This is a genomic window from Streptomyces sp. VTCC 41912 (assembly GCF_045799175.1).
GTDB lineage: Bacteria > Actinomycetota > Actinomycetes > Streptomycetales > Streptomycetaceae > Streptomyces > Streptomyces albulus_C.
Genome location: NZ_JBJMAB010000015.1, coordinates 42,114 through 65,781, shown reverse-complemented (window position 1 = coordinate 65,781; position 23,668 = coordinate 42,114). Strand labels below are relative to the sequence as shown.

At 73.2% G+C, this 23,668-nt stretch carries 20 protein-coding genes and 1 pseudogene; 9 read left to right on the top strand and 12 right to left on the bottom strand.

Translation table 11 applies throughout. The features are described from left to right. Window positions 1-13 precede the first annotated feature (13 nt). From ACJ6WD_RS21755 to ACJ6WD_RS21730, 6 genes are all read right to left on the bottom strand, one after another. On the bottom strand, window positions 14-1,825 hold the full coding sequence (locus tag ACJ6WD_RS21755; RefSeq protein ID WP_407616357.1) for a serine/threonine-protein kinase: 1,812 nt from the start codon (window positions 1,823-1,825) through the stop codon (window positions 14-16). Between the two features lie 155 nt (window positions 1,826-1,980). Next, window positions 1,981-2,952 (bottom strand): alpha/beta hydrolase, encoded by a 972-nt coding sequence (locus tag ACJ6WD_RS21750; RefSeq protein WP_331249422.1) that lies wholly within the window; start codon window positions 2,950-2,952, stop codon window positions 1,981-1,983. A 108-nt stretch (window positions 2,953-3,060) separates the two neighbouring features. After that, window positions 3,061-3,468, bottom strand: a complete 408-nt coding sequence (locus ACJ6WD_RS21745; protein WP_044379501.1) for a hypothetical protein — start codon at window positions 3,466-3,468, stop codon at window positions 3,061-3,063. Beyond that, complete coding sequence (locus ACJ6WD_RS21740) at window positions 3,465-5,168, bottom strand: right-handed parallel beta-helix repeat-containing protein (RefSeq protein WP_407616356.1); 1,704 nt, start codon at window positions 5,166-5,168, stop codon at window positions 3,465-3,467. The genes ACJ6WD_RS21745 and ACJ6WD_RS21740 overlap by 4 nt, the downstream gene beginning before the upstream one ends. Before the next feature lie 146 nt (window positions 5,169-5,314). Then, window positions 5,315-6,493: an adenosine deaminase gene (locus ACJ6WD_RS21735; RefSeq protein ID WP_233659626.1), complete on the bottom strand. Its 1,179-nt coding sequence runs from the start codon at window positions 6,491-6,493 to the stop codon at window positions 5,315-5,317. A gap of 103 nt (window positions 6,494-6,596) precedes the next feature. Further along, window positions 6,597-7,343: a GntR family transcriptional regulator gene (locus ACJ6WD_RS21730; RefSeq protein WP_233659625.1), complete on the bottom strand. Its 747-nt coding sequence runs from the start codon at window positions 7,341-7,343 to the stop codon at window positions 6,597-6,599. Window positions 7,344-7,677: 334 nt separating this feature from the next. Here ACJ6WD_RS21730 and ACJ6WD_RS21725 point away from each other — a divergent pair, with 334 nt between their 5' ends. Both ACJ6WD_RS21725 and ACJ6WD_RS21720 read left to right on the top strand, forming a co-directional pair. Then, the gene (locus ACJ6WD_RS21725; protein ID WP_407616355.1) at window positions 7,678-9,171 is read left to right on the top strand and encodes an MFS transporter; all 1,494 of its coding nucleotides are present in this window, start codon (window positions 7,678-7,680) and stop codon (window positions 9,169-9,171) included. A 483-nt stretch (window positions 9,172-9,654) separates the two neighbouring features. Beyond that, the gene (locus ACJ6WD_RS21720) at window positions 9,655-10,083 is read left to right on the top strand and encodes a PPOX class F420-dependent oxidoreductase (protein WP_331249419.1); all 429 of its coding nucleotides are present in this window, start codon (window positions 9,655-9,657) and stop codon (window positions 10,081-10,083) included. Between the two features lie 129 nt (window positions 10,084-10,212). Here the strand turns inward: ACJ6WD_RS21720 and ACJ6WD_RS21715 are convergent. Beyond that, window positions 10,213-10,611, bottom strand: a pseudogene (locus ACJ6WD_RS21715) (solute carrier family 23 protein); the annotation flags it as partial. Window positions 10,612-11,179: 568 nt separating this feature from the next. Then, entirely contained in the window at window positions 11,180-11,764 is a 585-nt protein-coding gene (locus ACJ6WD_RS21710) for a TetR/AcrR family transcriptional regulator (RefSeq protein ID WP_331249418.1), read from the bottom strand. A 217-nt stretch (window positions 11,765-11,981) separates the two neighbouring features. On the opposite strand from ACJ6WD_RS21710, the gene ACJ6WD_RS21705 reads away from it, so the two are divergent. The 5 genes from ACJ6WD_RS21705 (at window position 11,982) to ACJ6WD_RS21685 (ending at window position 16,543) form a co-directional block, all read left to right on the top strand. Further along, window positions 11,982-12,920: an alpha/beta fold hydrolase gene (locus tag ACJ6WD_RS21705; RefSeq protein WP_407616354.1), complete on the top strand. Its 939-nt coding sequence runs from the start codon at window positions 11,982-11,984 to the stop codon at window positions 12,918-12,920. A gap of 420 nt (window positions 12,921-13,340) precedes the next feature. Beyond that, complete coding sequence (locus tag ACJ6WD_RS21700) at window positions 13,341-13,544, top strand: cold-shock protein (RefSeq protein WP_016575107.1); 204 nt, start codon at window positions 13,341-13,343, stop codon at window positions 13,542-13,544. Window positions 13,545-14,462: 918 nt separating this feature from the next. Then, window positions 14,463-15,455 (top strand): dihydroxyacetone kinase subunit DhaK, encoded by a 993-nt coding sequence (gene dhaK, locus ACJ6WD_RS21695; protein ID WP_020929314.1) that lies wholly within the window; start codon window positions 14,463-14,465, stop codon window positions 15,453-15,455. 69 nt (window positions 15,456-15,524) lie between these two features. After that, window positions 15,525-16,133, top strand: a complete 609-nt coding sequence (gene dhaL / locus ACJ6WD_RS21690) for a dihydroxyacetone kinase subunit DhaL (RefSeq protein WP_407616353.1) — start codon at window positions 15,525-15,527, stop codon at window positions 16,131-16,133. Continuing rightward, window positions 16,130-16,543 carry a PTS-dependent dihydroxyacetone kinase phosphotransferase subunit DhaM gene (locus ACJ6WD_RS21685; protein WP_016570410.1) on the top strand — a complete coding sequence of 138 codons (414 nt, stop codon included), beginning with the start codon at window positions 16,130-16,132 and terminating at the stop codon, window positions 16,541-16,543. The genes dhaL and ACJ6WD_RS21685 overlap by 4 nt, the downstream gene beginning before the upstream one ends. 23 nt (window positions 16,544-16,566) lie before the next feature. Here the strand turns inward: ACJ6WD_RS21685 and ACJ6WD_RS21680 are convergent, their stop codons facing one another. Further along, entirely contained in the window at window positions 16,567-17,385 is an 819-nt protein-coding gene (locus ACJ6WD_RS21680; RefSeq protein ID WP_331249416.1) for an SAM-dependent methyltransferase, read from the bottom strand. Between the two features lie 450 nt (window positions 17,386-17,835). Here ACJ6WD_RS21680 and ACJ6WD_RS21675 point away from each other — a divergent pair, with 450 nt between their 5' ends. Then, window positions 17,836-18,342, top strand: coding sequence for an RNA polymerase sigma factor (locus ACJ6WD_RS21675; protein WP_016570408.1), 507 nt, complete (start codon window positions 17,836-17,838; stop codon window positions 18,340-18,342). A 52-nt stretch (window positions 18,343-18,394) separates the two neighbouring features. Then, window positions 18,395-19,168 carry a hypothetical protein gene (locus tag ACJ6WD_RS21670; protein WP_233659618.1) on the top strand — a complete coding sequence of 258 codons (774 nt, stop codon included), beginning with the start codon at window positions 18,395-18,397 and terminating at the stop codon, window positions 19,166-19,168. 36 nt (window positions 19,169-19,204) lie between these two features. Here the strand turns inward: ACJ6WD_RS21670 and ACJ6WD_RS21665 are convergent, their stop codons facing one another. From ACJ6WD_RS21665 to ACJ6WD_RS21655, 3 genes are read right to left on the bottom strand one after another with little or no spacing between them, the layout of a single operon-like run. Next, window positions 19,205-20,779, bottom strand: a complete 1,575-nt coding sequence (locus tag ACJ6WD_RS21665; RefSeq protein ID WP_407616352.1) for an aldehyde dehydrogenase family protein — start codon at window positions 20,777-20,779, stop codon at window positions 19,205-19,207. Between the two features lie 30 nt (window positions 20,780-20,809). Next, window positions 20,810-22,246: a 2-oxoadipate dioxygenase/decarboxylase family protein gene (locus tag ACJ6WD_RS21660; protein ID WP_407616351.1), complete on the bottom strand. Its 1,437-nt coding sequence runs from the start codon at window positions 22,244-22,246 to the stop codon at window positions 20,810-20,812. A 28-nt stretch (window positions 22,247-22,274) separates the two neighbouring features. Continuing rightward, entirely contained in the window at window positions 22,275-23,480 is a 1,206-nt protein-coding gene (locus ACJ6WD_RS21655; RefSeq protein WP_233659616.1) for an FAD-binding oxidoreductase, read from the bottom strand. Between the last annotated feature and the right edge of the window lie 188 nt (window positions 23,481-23,668).

Below are 23,668 nucleotides of genomic sequence, written 5' to 3'. Positions count from 1 at the left end.
GGCCGGCGGCGCCCTACATGTCGGGCAGTCCGTGCCGCTTCCAGATCGCCTTGCCGCAGTAGACGGTGGCACCGTCGGTCTTCCAGAGCCGGTCGCTGCCGCAGGCGTCGTTCGGCGCACCGTTGGGGAACACCCGCGTGACCTGGACGGTGTACTGGTACTTGGCCGGGATGCCGGCGCCGCACGGGGTGACGGCGTTGGTGTAGACGGAGAGCGTCGAGGAGCCCTGCGCGACGGCGAACATGCACTGGCCGACGGCGTAGTTGCGCCGCAGGCAGAGGTTGGCTTCGGTGGTGTCGCCGTTGGTGTGGAACCACGTCATGTCGTCGGAGGTGCAGGTCGACGACCGCGACACGGACTGCACCCGGTAGTAGGCGTCGGAACCGGAACACCCGGTCACCGTCGGGGTGTCGGGCGTCCAGCTGGCGTCGTAGCGGTTGCCCAGGCAGTCGTCGGTGGCGATCCGGCCGAAGGCGAGGTCGTCGGCGCTGGACGGAGTGGGGCTCGGGCGGTAGGTCGTGGGGTCGGGACGGTAGGTGGTCGGATCGGGGCCGTAGGTGGTGGGGTCGGGGCCGTAGGTCGTCGGGGCGGCGCCGTAGGTGGTGGCGTCGGAGGTGCTGCTCGTCGGCCCACCGGTCGCCGTGTCCGTCGACGCGTCGTTGCGGTGCTGGACCAACCAGACGATGGCCAGGACGACGAGTACGGCCCCGAACATCGCGCCCCACTCGACCTTGCGCGCCGGTTTTCCGTCCGGTCGCGGCGGCGCCGGGGGCGGGGCGTTCCTCGGCTCCGGGCGCGGCCGCCGCGGTGCGTCCGCCCGGTCCGCCCGGTCCGCCCGGTCCGTCCGCTCCTGGGTGAGGAGTCTGGTCCGGCCCGGGAGGTCGGAGGTCCAGCTGCGGGTGACGGTCTCGGCCTCCGCCTGGTCGGCGGCGCGGCGGAGCCGGCGGCCCTGGTCGGCGTACCGCCCGATGAGCGACGTCCAGCCGGGCGGCAGGACCCCGGTGGTGCCCTTCGCGAAGCGTCGGACCAGTTGGTCGGCGGTGGGCCGCTCGTCGGGTTGCACCGCGAGGCAGTCGCGGACCACTCCGGTCAGGTCCGGGGGCAGTCCGGCCAGGTCGATGGCGGCCCGCCGCACGTAGTTGAGCTGCTGCAACGGCTCGTGGGTCGAGGGGTAGGGCAGCTTCCCGCAGGCCACGTAGTACAGGGTGATGCCGAGCGCGTAGATGTCCGAGGCCGGGGTGCTGGGCTGTCCCTCGGCCTGTTCCGGCGCGGCGAAGGCGATGGTGCCCAGGGTGAGTTGGGTGCTGGTGAGGTCGCTGGCGTGGGAGATGCCGAAGTCGATGACCTTCGGGCCGTCGGCGGACAGCAGGATGTTCAGCGGTTTGACGTCCCGGTGCACGATGCCCTTGCCGTGGAGTTCGGCCAGCGCCCGCACGACCCCGGAGGCGATCCAGCGCACGGCCCGCTCGTCCTCCAGGGCCCCCTGCTGCACCACCAGCGCCTCCAACGAGGGCGCCGCCACGTACTCCATGGCCATCCAGGGGCGACCGGCCTCGACGTCGGAGTCCCACACCCGGGCGGTGTAGGTGCTCGTGACGCGGCGGGCGAGCCGGACCTCCCGGTCGAAGCGCTTGCGGGCCTCCGCGGTCACGCCGCCGGGGGCGAGCAGGGTCTTCACTGCGGCGATCCGACCGGTGCCCGGATCCCGCCCGAGGTAGATCACACCCATCCCACCGGTGGCCAGTTGGCCGAGCAGCCGGTACGGCCCGAGCCGGCGCAGCTCCCCGCTCAGGGCGAACACGCCCATCTCGAACGGCTCTGTCACAGCGGCACCCCCGTGCTCCTCGCCATGGTGGTACGGACGCCTGTCCCCGAACTCTGGTTCCAGGCAAGGCACTTGACCGATTCCGGACCGGGCCGGGCGCGGCGGGGCAGTGCTGCCCCGCCCGCGCACCGCCCGCCGGACGTCGGTCCCGGACGTCAGTCCCGAACGCTGCCGAAGAAGTCCAGCAGCGCCGCGTTGACCTCGTCGGGCCGCTCCTGCTGCGTCCAGTGGCCGCAGTCCGGGAGCAGTGCGCTGTGGTGCAGTCGGGGCAGCACCTGCGGCAACGCGGCGATGAAGTCCCGCGCCGCGGGGAGGGCGGTGACGATGTCCTGTTCGCCGGCGAGGAACAGCGCCGGCACGGTGACCGGCAGCCCGTCCAGTGCGGCGGTCAGCTCCCAGTTGAGGTCGGTGGCGCGGTACCAGTTGAGGCCGCCGGTGAACGCCTCGGCGCCGTGCGGCGCGTACTCCGCGACGAAGGCGTCGAGGTCGGCCTCGGTCAGCCAGGCCGGCAGCTCCCCGGGGTCGGCCAGCGCGTCGAGGAGCCGCCCGTCGGCCGGGGCGTTCCACAGCAGGCCGTCGCCGTCAGCGGGCCGCCCGGCCAGGATGCGCCGGAAGGTGGTGCGGACGTCCCGCGCCAGCTCGGCGTCGGCCCGGCCCGGCTCCTGGAAGTACACGAAGTAGTAGCGCTCGCCCAGCTGTTGGCGGTACGCGGCGGCCATCGACTGCCGGCCGCGCGGGAACGGCGGCACGCTGAGTCCGGCGACGCCGCGCACCAGGTCCGGACGGAGCTGCGCGGTCGTCCAGGCCACCGGTGCGCCCCAGTCGTGGCCGACGAGGAAGGCGCGGGACTCCCCCAGGGCGTGGATCAGCGCGACGACGTCGCCGGTGAGGTGGTGGACGGTGTACTGGGACGGGTCCTTGGGACGGTCGCTGCGGCCGTAGCCGCGCTGGTCGGGGGCGACGACCCGGTACCCGGCGGCGGCGAGCGGGGCGAACTGATGCCGCCAGGAGTACCAGCACTCGGGGAAGCCGTGCAGCAGCACGACCAGCGGCCCCTCCCCCTGCTCGGCGACGTGCAGCCGCACTCCGTTGACCTCGACGTCGTGGTGCTTGATGGCCGTCGTCATCTCCGACTCCCTCAGTGAGACGTCGGACCGGCGGCGGGCTCGCCCCCGGTCCGTCCCTGTGCTCTACCCCGTTCGCCCGCGTCCGGTCCCGGTGGCCGCGCGGGGAGGTCACAGGCTGCTGGTCAGACCCTCGATCGCGGTACGGGCCCAGTCCTGCGCACCGGCCGCCGTACCGGCCGCCACGCCCGTCGCGACCGGGGCCAGGACGCCCTTGAGCACGGCCAGCGCCCTGCGGAGCCGGCCCGCCTCCGGCGGGGTCGGCTCGGTGATCGTCGCGAGCACCTCGCGGGCCGCCTCCTCGGTGTCCGCACGGTCCTGTTCGGCCAGGCCGACCCGGGGCAGTTCCCGCAGCAGGTCGGTGACGAGTGCGGCGAGCGCCTCGAAGCCCGGCGCCGCGCCGTCGGCGTTCTGCTGGTTCTGGGTGACCGTCTGGTTGTTCCAGGCGAACTGGGAGCCGGAGACGGCTCCGTGGAACACCGGCCCGGCGGGGTGCTGCTCGTGCTGCGGCTCGCTCATGTGCGGGATCCGTCCTCGTTGGTCTGCTGCTGGTGGACCTCGTGGTTGTGCCACGCCAACTGGACGCCGTTGGCAGCGGCGTTGAAGACCGGGCCGTAGTTGTTGACGATCGTCGGCGCTGGCTCGGCCGGCGTCGGCTCCCGCTTGACGACCCGCAGCGTCGTGCGGAGCGAGACCAGCTCGACGCGGCCGTTGTCCAGCACCGCCGCGCCCCGGTCGCCGTCGATCGCGCAGTCCGCCAGCCGGCCGGTGGCCCGCTCGTCGAAGCTCGCGCCGACGGCCGCGCAGTCGACGAACCGGCCGTTCGCCACGTCCAGATAGGCGGAACCCAGCCCGCAGACGCCGAACGCCGCCGAGCCGGTCACGGTGAGGTCGCGCGCGACGAGCCGCGCCGCGCCGAACCCGATCGCGCCGCCGGCGCTCACCGCCGTCACCGCGCAGTCGTGCAGGAACAGTTGGCCGTCCTCGCCGACGCCGAAGCCCAGCCGTCCGCCGTCGGCGACCGCGCCCCTGAGCGTGGCCCGGGAGTGCCCGAGCACCTCCACGGCGGACATGCCGCAGTCCCGGAACGCGGCGTCCACGACCTCGGCGGTGGTGCCCACGCCGCCCTTGGTCTCCAGGCCGGACGGGCAGCGCGCCACCCGGACCCGCTCGAAGGTGGCCTTGGACTCGTCGCGGACCCGCAGCGCCACGCTCGTCAGGTCCTCGACCTCGATCCGGGCAAAGCGGCCCCTGGCGGCCGCGGTCACCGCGATGCCGACGTTGCCCCCCGTGACGCGGCAGCCGTGGACGTCGGGGGCCCCGCCGTCGGTCGAGAACACCGCGACGTTGCCGGCGGCGACGACCGTGCAGTCCTCGAACCTGCCGCGGCCGCCCGTCTGGACGTTGATGCCGGTGTCCCGGCATCCGGTGAGCGTGCAGCCGCGCACCACCGGGTCGGCGCCGCTGGCGACCGCGATGCCGTGTTGCGCGTCGGTGACCCGGGTGCCGTCCACGGAACCACGGGACTGCTCGATGAAGAGGACGCCCTCGGCGTCCACGGCGTCGATCGCGCAGTCGGCCACGGCGAGTTCCGCCTGCGTGTCCGCGACCAGGGACGCCTTCCGGGTGCCGGTCAGCTCGCACCCGGTGACCTCGGCCCGCGCATCGCTGACCCGCACGCCGTGGAGGCGGCTGCCGCCGATCCAGCTGTCGCGGACCGTGATGCGGGCGCCTTCGATGGCCGCGACCGCGTTGTCGGCGGCGTCGACGAACCGGCACCGTTCGATGCGCCCGTCGGAGCCGGCGAAGAGGGTGCGGCCGTGTCGGACCTCGCTGTCCCGCAGCGTCACGGTGGTGTTCGGCCGCGCGTGCACGCCGACACCGCTGGGGGCCCGCACCTCGACGCGCTCCAACACGAGCGTGCCGGCACGGCAGTTGACGACGTCGGCGTCGCGGCCGCTCAGCACGAGGCCGCTCACCCGGACCGTGCCGGCGGCGTCGAGGACGGTGCCGCGCGGCCGGTGCACCACCACGGAGCCCGGCCCGTCGACCGCCACCAACTCGACCTCGCCCTCGACGAGGAGCAGTTCCTCGTAGCGGCCGGGCGCGATCTCCACCCGTGCCGCGCGACCCCGCCGGGCGGCGGCGGCCAGGGCCGAGCCGATGTCCGGGTGCGCGCGACGCGCACCCTGCGGCGAGACGACGTACCGCGCGACCATCCGGACTTCCCCCGTACCGGCGACTTGGAGCCGCCGATGCTACCGGAGCGGCGGTGCCGGCGCGGCGACTTCGGCGGGGCCGGGACCGGGGCCAGCAAGCCCGGTCCCGACCCCTGGTGCGGGTGCCGTCCGTCGTGCGGAGGGGCTCACGCCGCCGTGGCGGCGTCGCCCTCCCGCACCGGCACCCGGCCCAGTTCCCGGGCCCGCAGGTGCGCGTAGCCGGGAAGAATCACCTCGTTGATCAGGGCGGTGCGCTCGTCGAAGGGGAGGAAGGCGGCCTTGGCCGCGTGGACGGTGAACTCCTCCAGTTCGGCGGCGCCGTAGCCGAAGGCGTCCCGCAGGTGCTGGAACTCCTCGGTCATCGTCGTGCCGCTGACCAGGCGGTTGTCGGTGTTCAGGCAGACCCGGAAGCCCAGTCGACGGAGCAGGTCGATGGGGTGCTCCGGGTAGCCGGCCGCGGCACCGGTCTGGAGGTTGGAGGTCGGACAGACCTCCAACGCGATGCGCTGGTCACGGACGTAGGAGGCCAACCGGCCGAGCGTGACGCGCCCGTCGGCGTCGATCGTGATGTCGTCGGTGATCCGCACCCCGTGCCCGATGCGGTGGGCGCCGCACCGCAGCACCGCCTCGCGGATGGACTCCGCACCGACCGCCTCGCCGGCGTGCACGGTCACCCGGGCGCCCTGACTGCGCAGGTAGTCGAATGCCTGGGCGTGCCGACCGGCCGGATTGCCGATCTCCCCGCCGGCGATGTCGAAGCCCGCCACCCCGCGGTCGCGGTGCGCCACGGCCAGTTCGGCGATCTCCACCGCCCGGTCGGCGTGCCGCATCGCGCACAGCAGCGTGCCGACGCGGATCCGCCGGCCGGCCGCCGCCACCCGGCGCTCGCCCTCGCGGAAGCCGGCGTTGACCGCCTCGACCACCTGGTCGAGGGTCAGTCCGCCGGCCTGGTGCTGCTCGGGCGCGTACCGCACCTCGGCGTAGACCACCCCGTCCGCGGCCAGGTCCTCGGCGCACTCCGCGGCGATCCGGAACAGCGCCTCGGCGGTCTGCATCACGGCACAGGTGTGCGCGAAGGTCTCCAAGTACCGCTCCAACGAGCCCGAGTCGGCCGCGTCGCGGAACCAGTCGGCCAACGCGACCGGCTCGGTGGCCGGCAGGTTCCGATAGCCGATCTCCGCCGCCAACTCGATGATCGTCTCCGCCCGCAGCCCCCCGTCGAGGTGGTCGTGGAGCAGCACCTTCGGCGCACGACGGATCTGGTCCTCGGTGAGGGAACGGGAAGAGGTCGGGGATTCCAGCCGCAGCTTGTCAGACAAGGTCATGGGGCGGGAGTATGGCACGACTTCCCGTGACGGGCGAAGCGCCGGGGGCCGAAGCCACCCGACACCGGACCTTCGGGACGCGGCGTCCGCCCTGCGCCGACCCTCATCGGGCGTGCCAGACCTGGAGCGCCGGCACACCGGGCGGCAGCATGTGCTTGGCGGCCAGCAGCGGCGTGCGGTCCAGCCGGACGACCTGGGTGACCAGCAGCGCGGGGGTGTCTCCGGGGCGGCCCAGCTGGGCGCCGCGCTGGCGGCCGAGGGTGGTGGCCGTGATGCTGCTGCTGCCGGTCAGCGAGAGGTGCCGTCCGGCGTCCAGGAGCAGGCCGAGCAGCGAAGCGGTCCGCCCGCCCGGCCCGTCGAACACCTCGGCGGCCTGCGGCAGGACCCGGCACAGCACGTCGTCCGGGGCGGCCCACTCCTGGGTGAGGCAGCCGTGCGTCCCGCCCACCTCCAGCAGGGTCTCCCAGAAGCGGACCCGGCCGCTGCCCGGTAGCAGCAGGTGCTGGGTGGAGAAGTCGGTCGGCTCCTCGTACCCGCGGGCCAGGGGCCGGACCACGACCGGCCCGCCCTGACCGAACAGCGCCTCCAGCGACTTGAGGAACTCGAAGCCGCGTGGCGGGAGGTGGTGGTTGACGGTGCGCCCCACCCCGCGCCGCACGGTGATCACGCCGTCCTCCTGGAGCAGGATCAACGCCTCGCGCAACGCCGCCCGACTCACCCCCAGCTCGGCGGCGAGCAGCGGTTCGGTCGGCAGGGTCGACCCCGGCGGATAACTGCCGGCGCGGATGGCCTCCACCATCCGCTCGTACAGCAGGACGACCGGCCTCCGCTGAGGTTGTCTGGCAACCATGGCCCTCTCTCCGTGATCGCGGTCCGACACCCCACCATTGTCCTCGATCGCGCCACCGACCTGCGGTTTTCCCCGCGTTCCGACTCTTTCCACTGGCAGTTCACGCATCCGCGGCCCGTTTCACCCCCACAAAGGATCGACAAAGAAGCATTGACACTTTGTTGAAGGCGAGATAGACCGGTGCGAACGGCGTGAGCTTGTCCGACAAGCAGGCGACGTGAGGCAGGCGCGCACCGCACGCCGCACCGGCGCCCCCCGTCGGCCCGCCGCCGGCCCGCCGCCGACGCCCCCCTCCGCACTCCATCCCGCCCAGCCCCGAGGAGCCGTCATGCCCATGACGTGCCGTGAGCGCCCCCGTACGGCGCGGCCCGCGAACCCGCGCTTCATGCTGCCGGCCCTGATGCTGGCCGTGCTCGGGTACCAGATCAACGCCACGATGCTCAGCCCGGCGCTGCCCGACGTGGTCCGGCGCCTGCACACCACCAGCGGCCTGGTCGGGCTGTCACAGACGCTGTTCTTCCTGTTCGCGGCGGTCGGGCAAGTCACCCTGGCGCGGCTGAGCGACTACCGGGGCCGCAAGCCGATGATGCTGGCCTGCCTGGCGATGCTGATCGTCGGAAGCCTGGCCTGCGCGCTGGCGCCGGACATCGCCGTCTTCATCGCCGGACGCGTGCTCCAGGGCGTCTCGGCCGCGACCTTCTCCCTGGCCTTCCTGACCCTCAACGACGTCCTCGACCCGGCCTCCTTCGGCCGCGCGGCCGGCATCATCAGCGCCGTCAACGGCGGCTTCGCGGGCGTGGACGCCATCGCCGGCGGCTGGCTGGCCGACACCGTCGGCTTCCGCGCCATCTTCCTCGGCAGCCTGCTGCTCTCCGTGCTCGGCACCGCCGCCGTGTTCCGCGGCGTGCCGGCCGTCCCGCCCACGTCGCGGGGCCGCATGGACTGGCTGGGGGCCGGCCTGCTCGGGCTGGGCCTGACCGGGCTGCTGGTCGGGCTGGCCCAGGGCGCCTCCTGGGGCTGGACCTCCCTGCCCGGCGCGGTCAGCCTCGTGGGCGGCCTGCTCGCCCTGATCGTCTTCGTCCTGGTCCAACGCGCCCGCGGCGACCAGCGCCGGGCCACCGCCGCCGCGGCGGGGACGGCCGCCACCGCGGTGATCGACATCCGGCTGCTCGCCTCGCGCCGCGCCTGGCCGCTGCTGCTGACCGTCACCCTCACCCTCGCCGGCGCGTTCGGGGCCCTCGCCCTGACCATCCCGCTCTTCACCCAGGACCCGCACGCCGGCTACGGGCTCTCCGCCACCCACGCCGCCCTCATGTACGCCACCCCGGCCTCCGCCATCGGCGTGGTCGGCGCCCCGCTGGCCGGCTACCTCGGCCCGCGGTTCGGCTGGCGGCGCATCGCACTGATCGGCGCGGCGGGCTCACTGCTCGCCTTCGCGGCCGCGGTGACCTTCCTGCACAGCGGTTGGGCGCTCTTCGCGGCACTCGCCGTCCTCGGCCTCACCTACAACGGCATCAGCATCACCGCGCTCAACGGCCTCGCCGTGGTCTCCGCTCCCAAGGGCCAGGAAGGCGCCCTCACCGGCCTGACCGGCGCCTGCTTCGGCATCGGCGCGTCGCTCGGCACCGCCCTCGCCTCGGGACTCATCACCGCGGCCGGCGCCGGCGGCGCCAAGGGGACCGACGTCTACACCGGCGCCCTGTACGCCTCGCTGGCCCTCCTCGTCCTCGCCATGGGAGCCGCCCTCCTCATCAAGCGGCTGCCCGCCACCGCAGCGGACCACGAGGACGGCGAACGCCCCCGGCAGGCGGTACCCGCCCATCTGTGACGCCGGTCCGCCGCTCCGCTCGGGTGGTGGCGCAGATCCGAGTCAGCCGGCGACGCAGGTTCCCCCGGTGACGCACGGTGGCGATGGCGGCGGAGCCCGGGCGATCGGTCCGGCCGACCGACACCGCGGGGTGGCGTGGGCCGCGGGTCGCGGGCCGTGGGCCGTGAGCCGCGGCCCGCGATCCGGCCGGCCCCGTCCTGGCGCCCCGCCACTTCACCGCCCCGCTGGGGGAATCACCCTCCCCCCTCCGCCCCGATGAGCAACGGCCAGGTCCTGCCACGTCGCCTGGACCAGCCCGGAGCAGTCCCCCACCGTCGTCACCGAACTCTCCCGCGCCAACGGCATCCTGTACGCCTACACCAAGCCCGCCAACGCCCAGGGCGTCGACGCCTGGTACCTCACCGGCATCGACTGGCGCACCGGCCGCACCCGTTTCCGCATCGACCCCTGCGCCGCATGCCTCGGCACAGCGGCAAAGCGGTCATGCGAAAATCTGCCGTGACCTCCCAGAGCAATACGCCTCCAGCATCTGCCGACACCTTCTGGACAGAACGTCGCATCTGCTTCCTGTCCACGCCCCGGCCCGACGGCACACCTCACCTCGTACCGGTGGGTGTCACCTACGACCCCGAAACGCGCGTCGCCCGGGTCATCAGCAGCGCCGGCAGCAAGAAGGTCCGCAACCTCCGCGCGGCAACTCCCGGTACCGTCGTCGCCGTCAGCCAGGCCGAAGGCCGACTCTGGTGCACCCTGGAGGGCACCGCCACCGTCAAGGACGACCCGGAAGCCGTCGCCGACGCCGAACGCCGGTACGCCGAGCGCTACAAGACCCCGCGCCCCAATCCCCAGCGCGTCGTCATCGAGATCACCGTCACCCGCGCCATGGGCACGGCCAAGCCGCCCGGCTGGTAGCCCTCCCTCCGACAGCACGCACCCGCCCACCACCGAGGCGTGCCCGAACTGCGCGGCGCCTGGGGGCGATTGCGGGGTCAGTGCACCGGCTGGGGGGGCGGCCGGCGCGGGTGACGGCTCGGATGTCCGCCCCAGGTGGTTGAAGACGAGGTTGAGCAGGACGGCGACGACGCAGCCCGCGCTGATCCCGGAGTCGAGGATGATGCGCAGGCTCTCGGGGAAGGCGTGGTAGGAGTCCGGATCGGCCATGGGGATGATGCCGGTGCCGAGGCCGTCGGCGCGCAATGCTGCGGCCAGGGTCTTCTCGTCGGCCGGCCGGCCGACGATCTCGCCGAGGGCCAGGACGTCGGCGGTCGACTCGGTCATGATCACGAGCATCACGATGCACATCGAGATCACCGCGGCGGCCGAGAACTGCGGGGCTCCGAAGTGGAAGGGGGTGGGGAAGCCGACCAGGTGGGCATCGGTGACGCCGCTGAAGTCGGCCGCGCCCAGGGGCAGGGAGATCAGAGTGCCGGCGACCAGGCCGAAGCCGCACGGCCGTGGTGTCCACGGGATCGGGGCGGCTCCGGTCTCACCGAGCCGAGTTAGTGCCTCACGGTTTCAAGATTCTGTCAAGGACCGGAATTCTCGGACCAGTTCGACGCATTGCGGCCCACCCGTGAGGGTGTGCGCCGATCGGTTCCGGTCATTGGTTCCGACCACGAAATCGACCGGAAAATCACGGCCTTTTCTCTTGGATCGCACCTAGCCGGGAGGCGGCCGCTTTTGCATCCCTGAAGGCATCGCAGTCGACGCGTACCGGTGCCGCGTGGTCACTCCCGTCCAACGCCCGGCGGCCCCTTGCCCGGCGGGCCGCCGCACGGGCCATCAGCCGGCACCAGAAAGGCTCAACATGGCGCCGTATTGCCGATAAGCCCAAACGGAAATGCCGCAGAAGCTCGATGGCCCACCACCTGACCACGTTGCGAAAGGCATCGCCGAGATGGCCATCAATGCGAAAGGCGGTGGGGCACGCTCCCGCGCACCGGCCCCCGCACCCACTCGCGGGCGCGGGCGCGGTGCGGGACGACGACGCCGAGCGTGATCGGGTGCGTTACGCGCGCAGCGTCTGCGACAGCGCGTCCACGGTCACGCCCACGATGGCCAGGAGCTGTGCCGGGCTCGCCCCGGCCCGGCTCATGACGGCGAGCGACTGGTTCACGGCCGCCGTGTGCACGGCGAAGACCTCGGCGTCCTGGTCGGTCAGTCGGCCGGCCTTCAGTGCGGCGCGCAGGCGCTGGAGCTGGATGCCGAGCGCCCGCTTGGCGTGCGCCGCGACGCTTGGACTCAGCGCTGGAATCGCCATGGCCGACTGGGCGATCAGGCACCCGTCGGGGAGTTCGGGATCGGCGATGCGCTTGAGGGTGACGTCGAAGAACGCACGAATCGCGGCAACGGGTTCCGAGGCCGCACACGAGAGGGCGGCGTCGTACTTCTCGCCGTAGCGCGCGGCGTAGAGGTCCAGGCAGCGCAGGAAGAGCGTGTCCTTGTCGCCGAGGGAGGAGTAGATGGAGCTGCGGTTCAGACCGGTTGCCCGCGACAGATCACCCAATGAGGTGTCGGCGTAGCCGTTGCGCCAGAACTGGATCATCGCGGCGTCGAGCGCCGTGTCCATGTCGAACTGCTTCTTGCCTGCCACGCGGCACTTCCTTGCCGATGCGTCGATGGTTCGGTCCGTGTTGCGCACCATCCTATCTTGAACTGATCGGTCCAAGATGCGTTAGCCTTCGAACGTGGTCATGGCCAGGCACGCTGCGGGCACTTCGCGACCGCGTGAGAAACACCCCACGTGGCCCCGGCCACGGCCGTCGGCCACACCGTCCCGACCGCACACCCGACCCCGATGGAGGATCCCCGTGACCGGCCCGGCAACCAGCACTCCGCATGTCTCCGAAAGCAACCCCGTCCGCGACCTGCCCCTGCGACATCTGGCCGGATTCACTCACCGCTGGGTCGACGCGGACGGCGTCCGCCTTCATGCCGTCGAAGGCGGACGGCCCAACGGCCCGACCGTCGTCCTGCTCGCCGGATTCCCGCAGACCTGGTGGGCCTGGCGAAAGGTGATGCCCGACCTCGCCCACCGGTGCCACGTCATCGCGATCGACCTGCCGGGTCAGGGCCACTCCGAGCGTCCGGAGCGCAGCTACGACACGCACACGGTCGCCGCGCACGTCCACACCGCCGTGCAGGCTCTCGGAGTGTCGACCTACTCCCTGATCGCCCACGACATCGGCGCCTGGGTCGCCTTCTCCCTCGCCCTCACCTTCGAAAACCACCTGCGCGGGGTCGCTCTGCTCGACGCCGGAATTCCCGGAATCACCCTCCCGGAGGCGATTCCCACCGACCCGGATCGGGCGTGGAAAACCTGGCATTTCGCGTTCCACCTCGTGCCCGATCTGCCCGAGACGCTGCTCGCCGGCCGCGAACGCGAGTACGTCGGCTGGTTCCTGAAGATGAAGGCCCTGTCTCCCGACACGTTCGACGACGCCGAGGTCGACCACTACGCGGCGGCCGTCGCCGCCGACGGCGGCCTGCGCGCTTCCCTCGCGTACTACCGAGACGCCGCGGAGTCAGCGCGCAAGAACCGCGAGGCGCTCAAGGGACGGCACCTGACCGTGCCCGTCCTCGGCGTCTCCAGCAGCCACGGCTCCGTTCCGGACATGGCAGCCGCCATCAGCCCGTGGGCCGACAACACCACCGGAATCGTCGTGCCCGACGCTGGACACTTCATCCCCGACGAGCAGCCCGAAGCCGTCGCGGCGGCGATAGCGGACTTCATCGCCGACCACGACTGACGCCCGTCGGACCCCCACCCGACCGCGCCGCCCCAGGCCGCGCGAACTTCAGACCACACAGCCCGACTGCTGTCCTGGCTCACCGCTTCGGTTGAGGGCCTCGTCAGGCGCCCGGTGCCGCGCTCCATGCCGGGGATTGCCCGCAGGCGCGGTGCGGTCCTCGGGGCCTCGGCCCGTGTCGGGGCCCAGGAGGAGTCCGACGGGTCACTCCGACTCTGCCCTGCGGTTCCGTTGCGCCCGGTAGCCAGGCCACTCCGGATCGGCTAACTTCTTCACTAGTAGTCGTGGTTCCGAAGTCTCAACGCCCGCGGTACGCGCCGCGGGCGTTGTGCTGTGCAGCAGTGCCCGAGGACCAGGGCGATCACCTCACCCAGGGGCACTGACAAGCCAGTGCCCCCCAACCCTGGACAAGGGGACAACATGGCAACCGGTTCCGTGAAGTGGTTCAACGCCGAAAAGGGCTTCGGCTTCATCGCCCAGGACGGCGGCGGCCCGGACGTTTTCGTCCACTACTCCGCCATCAACGCCGGCGGTTTCCGCTCGCTGGAGGAGAACCAGCAGGTGACCTTCGACGTCACCCAGGGTCCGAAGGGCCCGCAGGCGGAGAACGTCACCCCGGCCTGACCTAAGGCCACGGCGCCCCGAACCGCAACGGTTCGGGGCGCTTTGCCGTTGCCGCGCGCCGGACACCGACCGGTGGGTCGTGCGACCTGCTCGCGCCGGCCTCGCTCCGACCGGTGTGGGGCGCGGTGATCCGCCGGATCAGGTGTGGGCTCGGCCGGCGCCGCACTCTCCGAAGCGCGCGAGACCCGGTGGATGTGGGAAAGCCCTCACACGGTGGTCGGTGCCGTTCTGGCCGGCAGGGTCTCCTCGCCGCGCCGAGGCGGCGCTCACACGCCGCGACCGCGCCATTGGCCGAGGCACCCCGCCCGTACCCAAGCCGGAAGTCCAGTCGTCGCCATCGGCGAAGCCGACGTACCTGGTAGTGGGAGGGTTTGCGCGACGACACCCAACCCGGCGCTCGTCCCCGACCCGCCAGTGGCCGTCGCGGGGCCTCGTCGGCCGGCAGTGACCCGGCGCGGCGGGCGACGGGCCGGCGGGTCAGGGCGGGTGAATTCCTCGGGGTGCGGAAGGGCGCCGGGCGAGTCCCCCATGCGCCGTTCGGGTGGCCGGGCGGCGCTTCTCGTCGAGCGGCGCACGATCAGCGGGGTGTCGGCGGATCGCTTGGGGCCAGGCAGCGCGCGTTCGTCGGGAGGGGCGGGCGGCGGGCGACGGGCGCCCGTTGCGGCGGAGAAACCTTGTGGACAGCGGTGCGGCCGGCTCTCCGCGGCCCGATACTTGATCCGCCGGAGCAGTCCGACTGAAAGGTCACCCGATTGGCTGATTACCCCTCAGGGAAGTCGGCATGAGGTCCGCGTCAGTCCCGCCAGAAGCCGCCGTTCGACGCCGTGGTGCGTCAAGATCGAGAACCAGCGAAACCGCATCTGACCTGCAAAGCATCAGGTCATGGACGTGCTTGCTCAGGACCCCTGGAAGGTATCCATGAAGATGTTGATCAACGTCCCCGAGACCGTGGTGGCGGATGCCCTGCGGGGGATGGCCGCGGCGCACCCGGAGCTGGTGGTGGACGTGGAGAACCGGGTGGTGGTGCGGCGGGACGCGCCGGTGGCCGGGAAGGTGGCGTTGCTCTCCGGTGGGGGCAGCGGCCACGAGCCGTTGCACGGGGGGTTCGTGGGGCCCGGGATGCTGGACGCGGCGTGTCCGGGGGAGGTGTTCACCTCGCCGGTGCCGGACCAGATGGTGCGGGCGGCGGCCGCGGTGGACTCCGGGAGCGGGGTGCTGTTCGTGGTGAAGAACTACACGGGCGACGTGCTGAATTTCCAGATGGCGGCGGAGTTGGCGGAGGACGAGGGGGTGCAGGTCGCCAGCGTGCTGGTCGACGACGACGTGGCGGTGCGCGACTCGACCTTCACCGCCGGGCGGCGCGGCACCGGCGCGACGCTGTTCGTGGAGAAGATCGCGGGGGCGGCGGCGGAGGAGGGCCTGCCGCTGGAGCGGGTCGAGGCGGTGGCCCGGCAGGTCGTGGCGTCGTCGCGGAGTTTCGGGGTGGCGCTGAGCGCCTGCTCGACGCCGGCCAAGGGCGGCCCGACCTTCGACCTGCCGGCCGGGGAGCTGGAGTTGGGGGTGGGGATCCACGGCGAGCCGGGGCGGGAGCGGCGGGCGATGATGACCGCGCACGAGATCGCGGACATCGCGGTGGACGCCGTGCTGAGCGACCTCCAGCCGCAGTTGCCGGTACTGGTCCTGGTGAACGGGATGGGGGCGACGCCGCTGCTGGAGCTGTACGGCTTCGGCGCGGAGGTGCGCCGGGTGCTCGACGAGCGCGGGGTGACGGTGGCCCGTACGTTGGTGGGGAACTACGTCACGTCACTGGACATGGCCGGGGCCTCGGTGACGTTGTGCCAGGTGGACGGGGAGCTGCTGCGGCTGTGGGACGCGCCGGTGGCGACGCCCGGGTTGCGGTGGGGACGGTAGACGGTGGGGCGGCAGAGGATAGGGCGGTAGAAGGGTAGTTGGGTGTCGCTCGTGCAGAGGGGTGATGGTGTGGTGGACACGACGCTTGACAGTGGGTTCTTCGTGCGGTGGATGGCCGCGGCGGCCGGTCTGGTGGACCGGGAGGCCGAGCGGCTCACCGAGCTCGACTCGGCGATCGGCGATGCCGATCACGGTGCCAACATGCAGCGGGGGTTCGCGGCCGTGGTGAAGGCGCTGGAGGCGGAGCCGCCCGGTACGCCGGGGGCCGTGCTGGTCGCCGCGGGGCGGCAGCTGATCTCGACCGTGGGGGGTGCGTCGGGGCCGTTGTACGGGACGCTGCTGCGTCGGGCCGGGAAGGGCCTCGGCGATGCGCCGCAGGTGACCGTGGCGGAGTTGCAGGCGGGTCTGCGGGCCGGCCTGGCGTCGGTGCGGGAGCTCGGTGGTGCCGCACCCGGCGACAAGACCATGATCGATGCGTTGGAGCCGGCCGTGGCCGCCTTGGACACCTCGCTGGACGCCGCGGCCGAGGCGGCCGACGAGGGGGCGCTGGGCACCGTGCCGATGCTCGCCCGCAAGGGGCGCGCGAGCTATCTGGGGGAACGCAGCATCGGTCATCAGGATCCGGGGGCGACGAGCTCGGCGCTGCTGTTCGCGGCACTCGCGGAGGTGGCGCGGTGAACGGCCCGGACGCCCTGGTGGGCGTGGTGCTGGTGTCCCACAGCAAGGCCGTCGCGGAGGCGGTCGTGGAGCTGACGACGGGATTGGCCGGCGGGGGCACGAAGGCGCCGGTGGCGGCGGCCGGCGGGACGCCGGACGGCGGGCTGGGCACCAGCTCCGAGCTGATCGCGGCGGCGGCGCGGAAGGTGGACCGTGGTGCGGGGGTGGCGCTGCTGGTGGACCTCGGCAGCGCGGTGCTGACGGTGAAGGCGATGATCGCGGACGGCGACGAACTCCCGACAGGTGCCCGGCTGGTGGACGCGCCGTTCGTCGAGGGTGCGGTGGCCGCCGTGGTCAGCGCGTCGGCCGGGGCGGACCTGGCGGCGGTGGCGACGGCCGCCGAGGAGGCGTACGGCTACCGCAAGGAGTGAAGGCCCGGCCCCGGGACGCGGCGTCAGGGTTTGCGGGCGACCGCGGCGTAGCAGGCGGCCTCGGCGTCGGTGACGTGCGTGGCGTCCTCGGGGCGGTCGGGGCGCCATTGGTGCGAGAGGGTGACGCCGGGGTCGAGGAGTTCCCAGCCGTCGAAGAAGCGCAGGAACTCGGCGCGGGTGCGGAACTGCAGCTCGGTGCCGGCGTCGCGGTAGATCCCGATGATCCGCGCCATCGCGTCCGGGCTGTAGTCCGGGGTGGCGTGGGTCATGGCGAGCGTGCTGCCGCTGGGGAGGGCGGCCTTGAGGGTCTCCACGACGCCGTGCGCGCGGTCCTGGCCGTCGTCGGTGACGAAGTGCATCAGGGCGTTGAGGCTCAGCGCCACCGGCCGGGTCAGGTCGAGGGTGGTGCGGAGTTGGGGCGCGGTCATGATGCCCGCGGGGTCGGTGACGTCGGCCGGTACGTAGGCGGTGCGGCCCTCGGGGGTGCCGCGCAGCAGGGCCGCGGCGTGCGCGAGGACGATGGGGTCGTTGTCGGTGTAGACGATGCGGGCGTCGGGGCTGGCGTGCTGGGCGATCTCGTGGAGGTTCGGCGGCGTGGGGATGCCGGTGCCGATGTCCAGGAACTGGCGCAGGCCAGCGGCGGCGAGGTGCCGGGTGGCCCGGTGCATGAACTCGCGGTTGATGCGGGCCGCGACCAGGGCGGCGGGGAAGACGCCGAGCACCCGGCCGGCGGCCACCCGGTCGGCCAGGAAGTTGGTCTTGCCGCCCAGGAGGTAGTCGTAGATGCGGGCCGAGTGCGCCCGGTCCAACTGCAGGTCCACCACGGGCTCGTGGTCGTTCATCGCGCGCCGCCTCCCCGGATGCGTCACCGGCCGGTCGCCCGCCGGAGGGAGCGCCGTCGTGCAGAGCACTGCCCGGTGCGCGGGCGTTCATGCGCCGGGCCGGTTCCGTGCGCCGGGTGCCCGTGTCGTGCGCCGGGGCGCCGGTGGTCGCTCGGTGCACGTCGGTGCGCGGGTTCTGATCGTTCCCGGTCGTGAGTAGTCATATGAATACGGAGCGCAGGATTATTTGTCGTCCGGTGCCACAAATCAGCGAGGTTTCCTGTTGATTGGAGGGTGAGGGCAAACCGCCCTCCCGGCGCGGGCCCCGTACCCGGTGGTGTCGCGGCGGTGCACGGCGAACGGAACGAGGACGGCGCGTGAGCACACACCGGGACCGACTTCTGCCGGCCAGCGGGCCGGTACCGTGTTGCCCTGGCGGAAATAGCCGTTCCACAGGAATCGGGCGATCAGTTGGCGCTCACCTTCCAGGCGTTCCTGGCGACCCACGCCCGGAAGTGGGTGGCCTACGCCTATCTGCACACCGGCAGCGAGGGCGCCGCCCGTGACGTGACACTGGCGGCGTACGAACGGCTCGGTCAGGTGTGGCCGCACGCGCTGCGGCAGGCGTCGGTGGATGCCTACGCCTGGTCGCTGCTCAAGGAACAGGTCATGGAGTGGCTCTACGACCGTCGGCAGCCGTTCGCGCTCACCGGGACCGCCGCCTTCGCCGTCGTCACCCACGCCCTGTTGCGCGAGTGCCAGCAGCAGTTCGCCATGTTGGAGAGCCAGTTGGGGCTCTACGCGGCGATCTCGCGGCTGCCGGAGCGGCAGTGCGACGTGATCGTGCTCCGGCACGTCGTCGGGTACCGCGACGGGGAGATCGCCGCGCTGCTCGGGGTGGACGAGGTCACCGTGCGCTCGTACGCGAGCCGGGGCAAGCGGAAGCTGGCCGCCGCGCTCGGCATCGATCAGGGATAGCCGGCCGGGTGGCCGGACAGCTCAGCGGGAGTCGAACATGGGGGAACGGAACATGACGAGGGCGTATCCGGAAGCGGGCGAACGGCGGGAGACCGTCGAGACGTTGCTCAGCGCCGCGGCGGCGGTGGCCGGGATCGGCGGGCTGGCGGACTTCAGCGCGCTGGACGACGCGGGGGCGCTGGACGGACTGGGCTGCCTGGCGCCGTCCGCGCCGCCGGGGCCGGGGGCGCAGGTGCCGCCCGCGGTGGTGCCGCCGCCGGTCCGGCCCGGGCGGGCCGCACCGAGCGGGTATCCCAGCGCTCGGGACGAGGCCACCCAGGAACTCCAGTTGGCGTGCGCGCTGGTGGTCAATGCGGCGGCGGCCGCGGCGAGCCTGGAGCGGCTGGTGGACGACCACCACATCGACCCCGAGGGGGCGTTGGTCTTCGGGTGCCTGCTGCACATCACCGGGCGGTCCGCTGCGGCGCACTTCTGGTGGCACTTCGGCGCCGGGGCCGGCAGCCGGACCGCGGCGTACTGCCTGTACCTGGCGCACCGCCGGGACGGCGAGTTCCGGGACGCCGCCTACTGGCGCGAGCAGGCCGCGCACGCGCCCGACGAGGAGCCCCGGGCGGTGGCGGCGTTCGACGAGAAGCAGCTGCTGCCGGACGAGGCCCGGCACAACCTGCTCGTGCAGTGGCACAGCGGGCTGGCGCCGACGCTGCCGACCGCGCTGGAGAACGTGATCAACCGACTGGTGGTGGAGGGGGACGACGAGGACTTCGGCGCCATCCCCCGACCGTCGCCGACGCTGGTCGCGGACCTGGGACGGGCGGCGCTGCACTGATGGCGGGATCGACGAGCGCCCTCAACGCGGTCTGTTTCAGAGGAAGTTGACGCCCTGGGCCAGGGGGAGGTCGGTGGAGTAGCTGACGGTGTTGGTGGCCCGGCGCATGTAGGAGCGCCAGGCGTCGGAGCCGGATTCCCGGCCGCCGCCGGTGTCCTTCTCGCCGCCGAACGCGCCGCCGATCTCCGCCCCCGAGGTGCCGATGTTGACGTTGGCGATGCCGCAGTCGGAGCCGTCGGCGGCCAGGAACCGTTCGGCTTCCCGCTGGTCGCGGGTGAAGATGCTGGAGGACAGTCCCTGCGGGACGCCGTTCTGCAGGGCGATGGCCTGCTCCAGGGTCCGGTAGGTCAGGACGTAGAGGATCGGGGCGAAGGTCTCGGTGCGGACGACGGCGGTCTGGTCGGGCATCCGGACGAGGGCGGGTCGGACGTAGGCGGCGTCGGGGGCCTCGTCGGCGAAGCGGCGGTCGCCGCCGGTGACGACGGTGCCGCCGTCGCGGCGGGCGGCGGCCAGCGCCTCGGTCATGGCGCCGTGCGCCGCGGTGCTGATCAGGGGGCCGACGAGGGTGTCCGGGTGGTACGGGTCGCCGAGCGGGAGTTGTGCGTAGGCGTGTGCGAGGCGCTCGACGAGCGGGGCGGCGAGGTCCTCGTGGACGATCAGCCGGCGCAGTGTGGTGCAGCGCTGGCCCGCGGTGCCGGCGGCGGCGAAGACCACGCCGCGGACGGTCAGGTCGAGGTCGGCGGAGGGGGTGACGACGGCGGCGTTGTTGCCGCCGAGTTCCAGCAGGCAGCGGCCGAAGCGGGCGGCGACCCGCGGCGCCACCTGCCGTCCCATCCGTACCGAGCCGGTGGCGCTGACCAGGGCCACCCGCGGGTCGTCGGCGAGCAGTTCGCCGTGTTCCGGCCCGCCGAGCAGCAGGTGGTGGACGCCGGGCGGGGCACCGGTGTCGGCGGCGGCGCGGGCGAGCAGGGCGGTGCAGGCGAGCGCGGTGAGCGGGGTGAGTTCGGAGGGCTTCCAGATGACCGGGTCGCCGCAGACCAGGGCGACGGCGGCGTTCCAGGACCACACGGCGACGGGGAAGTTGAAGGCCGAGATCACCCCGGCGACGCCGAGCGGGTGCCAGCTCTCGGAGAGTCGGTGGCCGGGGCGCTCGCCGGCGATGGTCCGGCCGTAGAGCTGACGGGAGAGGCCGACCGCGAAGTCGCAGACGTCGATCATCTCGCGGACCTCGCCGAGCGCCTCGGAGCGGATCTTGCCGGCTTCGAGGGTGACCAGGTCGGCGAGGTCCTCCTGGTGGGCGGTGAGCAGTTCGCCGAGGCGTTTGACCAGGGCACCGCGGACCGGGGCGGGGACCGTGCGCCAGGTGAGGAAGGTGCGGTGGGCGTCGGCGAGGGCGGCTTCGGCCTGTTCGGGGGTGGTGGCGGGCAGGTGGGCGAGGACGGCGCCGGTGAGCGGGGTGCGGGCGGCGACGGTGGCGCCGGTGCCGGGGTCGCGGGCCGGGTGGGCGTCGAGGCCGGCCGCGCCGCAGCGGCGCAGCGCGGTGCTGGCGCGGGTCCGCAGGGCGTCGGTGTCGGGGAGGTCGAGGGCGGCGGGGTGTGCGCGGACGGTCATCGGTGACTCCTCGTGGGACGGGCGGGGTGGCTAGGTGTGCCGCCCCGGCACGGTGGGGGCCGGGACGGGCAGGGCGCGGAGAGCCTCGTCGGCGCCCAGGGCGGTCAGTGCGGCGCGCAGCGAGCGGTCCTGCTGTGCGGCGTAGCCGGCGAACGGGTCGCGCACCGGGCGGCCGAGGGCTTCGGCGAGGCGGTGGGCGTCGAAGGGGGTGCCGTCGCGGTGCGGGTCGCGGGTGCCGTCGCCGGTGAGGTTGGAGCGGAAGATGCCGGCGGCGGAGCGGGGCAGGAAGTCCTCGTAGACGAGCGGGTGGGCGGTGAGCCAGCCGTTGGCGAGCAGGGCGGTGGGGTCGGCGGGCGGGCGGCGGCCGTCGCGGGGGCGGTCGGTCACCGGGCGGTAGGTGAAGAACGCCAGCCGTTCGGCGTGGAGTTGGGCCTCGGTGCGGGGGAAGCCCCGCTCCCACAGGGTGCGGGCGGTCGCCTGGCGTTCGGCGTCGGGGCGGCCGGCGGTGCGGCGGTCGGTCTCGGCCGTGAGGGCGTCGTAGCGGGCCCGGCCGGTGCGGGTCAGGGCGATGCCGCGGGCCTCGACCTCGCCGAAGCGCACGCGCAGGGCGCCGCGGCCGAGCCGGCCGTCGGGTTCGCGGAAGGTGCGGGGTTCGGCCAGTGCGCGGAAGGAGGTCTGGCGCAGCAGCACGTCGGGGCCGTCCCAGCGGGGCGGTCCCTGGATGCGGTCGATCATGGTGATGCCGCGCTCCCCCATCCGCCGGTAGAGGGCGTCGATGTCCAGGACGCGCGGGGTGAGGTGGTTGACGTGGGTGGTGGTGACGCCGCCGATGTCGGCGGCGACCGCGGAGATCCGTTCCAGTTCGGTGTACCAGGCGCGGTCGACGGGCTCGGTGGAGAGGGTGAACGCGTCGACGGCCAGGGTCAGGAAGCGTTCCGCGGGGCCCTCGTCGAGGCCGTGCTCGCGCTCCGCCCGTGCGGCGAGGTCGAGGAGTTCCGGTGGGAAGAGGCGGCGGCGGGCGAGGAAGGCGGTCAGCCGGGACTCCAGGTCGGCGTCGAAGAAACGGCGGTCGCCGGTGGTGAGGAGGGAGGTGAAGACGCGGAAGGGGTTGCGGTCGAGTTCGGTGGCGTCCAGGGGGCGGAAGGCGGTGGAGACGACGGGGACCGCGCCGACGTCGCCGTCGCGGAGGTCGTAGAAGCCCACCGGGTGCATGCCCAGCGCGGCGAACACCTGCCCGGCCTGGCGGAGTTCGGTGGGGGTGCCGACGCGGATGGCGCCGTGGCGTTCGGCGGTGACCCGGTCGATGCCGCCGAGCCGGCCGGCGTCCGGGTCGCGGCCGGCGACCTCGTCGTTGATCTGCCCGGTGACCTCCAACAGGGTGGTGTAGGCGGGGACTTCGATGCCGTACATGGCGGAGAGCCGGCGGGCGAACGCGGCGCGCAGCCGCCAGGTGGGGGTCAGGGCCATGGGGTCTGCTCTCCTCGAACGGTCGGGGTCAGATGATGTGGGCTTCGGGGCGGACGGCGCGGTGGCCGTCGAAGCGGGTGGCGGCGAGCGGGCCGACGTCGAGGAAGGGCTCGCGGTGCAGGTACAGGTCGCGGACGATCTCGCCGACGGCGGGCGCCTGGAGGAAGCCGTGGCCGGAGAAGCCGGTGGCGTAGAGGAAGCGGCCGGGGTGCGGGGCCTCGCCGATGAGGGCGTTGCGGTCCGGGGTCATCTCGTAGAGGCCGGCCCAGCCGCCGGTGATCGGCACCCCGGCGAGGTCCGGGACCCGGCGGGCCGCGGCGGCGCGGAACGGGGTCAGCCATTCGCGACTGAACTCCCTTTCGTATCCCGGCTGTTGGTCCGGGTCGGACAGACCGAGGAGCAGGCCGTCGGCGCCGTCGTTGTGGAAGTAGAGGGTGGAGGCGTAGTCCAGCGTGAAGGGGATGCGGGGCGGGCGGGGGCGCAGCGGGCCGGTGAAGGCGATCTGGCGGCGCAGCGGGGTGACCGGCAGGGTGACGCCGGCCAGTGCGCCGACGGCGGCGGACCAGGCGCCGGCACAGCAGATCACGGTGGGGGTGCGGACGGTGCCGTGCGGGGTGCGGACCGCCGTGAGGTGGCCGTCGGCGGTGTCGATGGCGGTGACCGGGCAGCGGGTGCGGACGGTGGCGCCGAGCCGGCGGGCCGCCCGGAGGTAGCCGGTGACGGCGGCCTTGGGCGTCGCGTAGCCGTCGGTGGGCGAGAAGGCGGCGGCGACCAGGGTGCGGGGGTCGACGTAGGGGCACAGGTCCCGGGCGGCGCGCGGGGTGATGAGGCGGCTGGGCACCCCGTGGGCGTGCTGGACCTCGACGCCCGCGGCGAAGGTGTCCCGTTCGGCTTCGTCGCCGAGGAGGAAGAGGTAGCCGACGGAGTGCAGGGCGATGTCGGCGCCCGGGCGCCGGGCGAAGTCCCGCCAGGCGTCCAGGCTGCGCCGGCCGAGGCGGATGTTGAGCGGGTCGGAGAACTGGGCGCGGACCCCGCCCAGGGGCTTGCCGGACGAGCCGGAGGCCGGCAGGTCGCGTTCGAGCAGCAGCACCCGGCCGACGGCCGCCTCGGCCAAGTGGAAGGCGATGCTGGCGCCGATCACCCCGCCGCCGACGACCACGACGTCGGCGGCGTCGGGGAGCGGGGTGGGCTGCGGGTCGGGGACTGGGTGAGCCGGGGCCGTGGGGTGGGCCATCGGGGCCGCCTTCCCGTCGTCACGTTGGTCGTGTCGGCACGCCGTGCCGGGGCACGGCGTCGCATGGGGCGGCCGGCCGCCGCGGGGTGGGGCCTGCCGCGGGGCCGGTGCCCTTCGATGGTGACGGGCGGGTGGGCGCCCGTCCATGCAGAGTCGCTGGAGGTGATCTGTGAGGAGCCGTGCGGGTC

Excerpts from the sequence above, each read along its gene's own strand:
- ACJ6WD_RS21750 (WP_331249422.1), bottom strand. The coding sequence starts at position 2,952 with ATGACGACGGCCATCAAGCACCACGACGTCGAGGTCAACGGAGTGCGG.
- ACJ6WD_RS21745 (WP_044379501.1), bottom strand. The coding sequence starts at position 3,468 with ATGAGCGAGCCGCAGCACGAGCAGCACCCCGCCGGGCCGGTGTTCCAC.
- ACJ6WD_RS21740 (WP_407616356.1), bottom strand. The coding sequence starts at position 5,168 with ATGGTCGCGCGGTACGTCGTCTCGCCGCAGGGTGCGCGTCGCGCGCAC.
- ACJ6WD_RS21735 (WP_233659626.1), bottom strand. The coding sequence starts at position 6,493 with ATGACCTTGTCTGACAAGCTGCGGCTGGAATCCCCGACCTCTTCCCGT.
- ACJ6WD_RS21730 (WP_233659625.1), bottom strand. The coding sequence starts at position 7,343 with ATGGTTGCCAGACAACCTCAGCGGAGGCCGGTCGTCCTGCTGTACGAG.
- ACJ6WD_RS21725 (WP_407616355.1), top strand. The coding sequence starts at position 7,678 with ATGACGTGCCGTGAGCGCCCCCGTACGGCGCGGCCCGCGAACCCGCGC.
- ACJ6WD_RS21720 (WP_331249419.1), top strand. The coding sequence starts at position 9,655 with ATGCGAAAATCTGCCGTGACCTCCCAGAGCAATACGCCTCCAGCATCT.
- ACJ6WD_RS21700 (WP_016575107.1), top strand. The coding sequence starts at position 13,341 with ATGGCAACCGGTTCCGTGAAGTGGTTCAACGCCGAAAAGGGCTTCGGC.
- dhaK (WP_020929314.1), top strand. The coding sequence starts at position 14,463 with ATGAAGATGTTGATCAACGTCCCCGAGACCGTGGTGGCGGATGCCCTG.
- ACJ6WD_RS21680 (WP_331249416.1), bottom strand. The coding sequence starts at position 17,385 with ATGAACGACCACGAGCCCGTGGTGGACCTGCAGTTGGACCGGGCGCAC.
- ACJ6WD_RS21670 (WP_233659618.1), top strand. The coding sequence starts at position 18,395 with ATGACGAGGGCGTATCCGGAAGCGGGCGAACGGCGGGAGACCGTCGAG.
- ACJ6WD_RS21665 (WP_407616352.1), bottom strand. The coding sequence starts at position 20,779 with ATGACCGTCCGCGCACACCCCGCCGCCCTCGACCTCCCCGACACCGAC.
- ACJ6WD_RS21660 (WP_407616351.1), bottom strand. The coding sequence starts at position 22,246 with ATGGCCCTGACCCCCACCTGGCGGCTGCGCGCCGCGTTCGCCCGCCGG.
- ACJ6WD_RS21655 (WP_233659616.1), bottom strand. The coding sequence starts at position 23,480 with ATGGCCCACCCCACGGCCCCGGCTCACCCAGTCCCCGACCCGCAGCCC.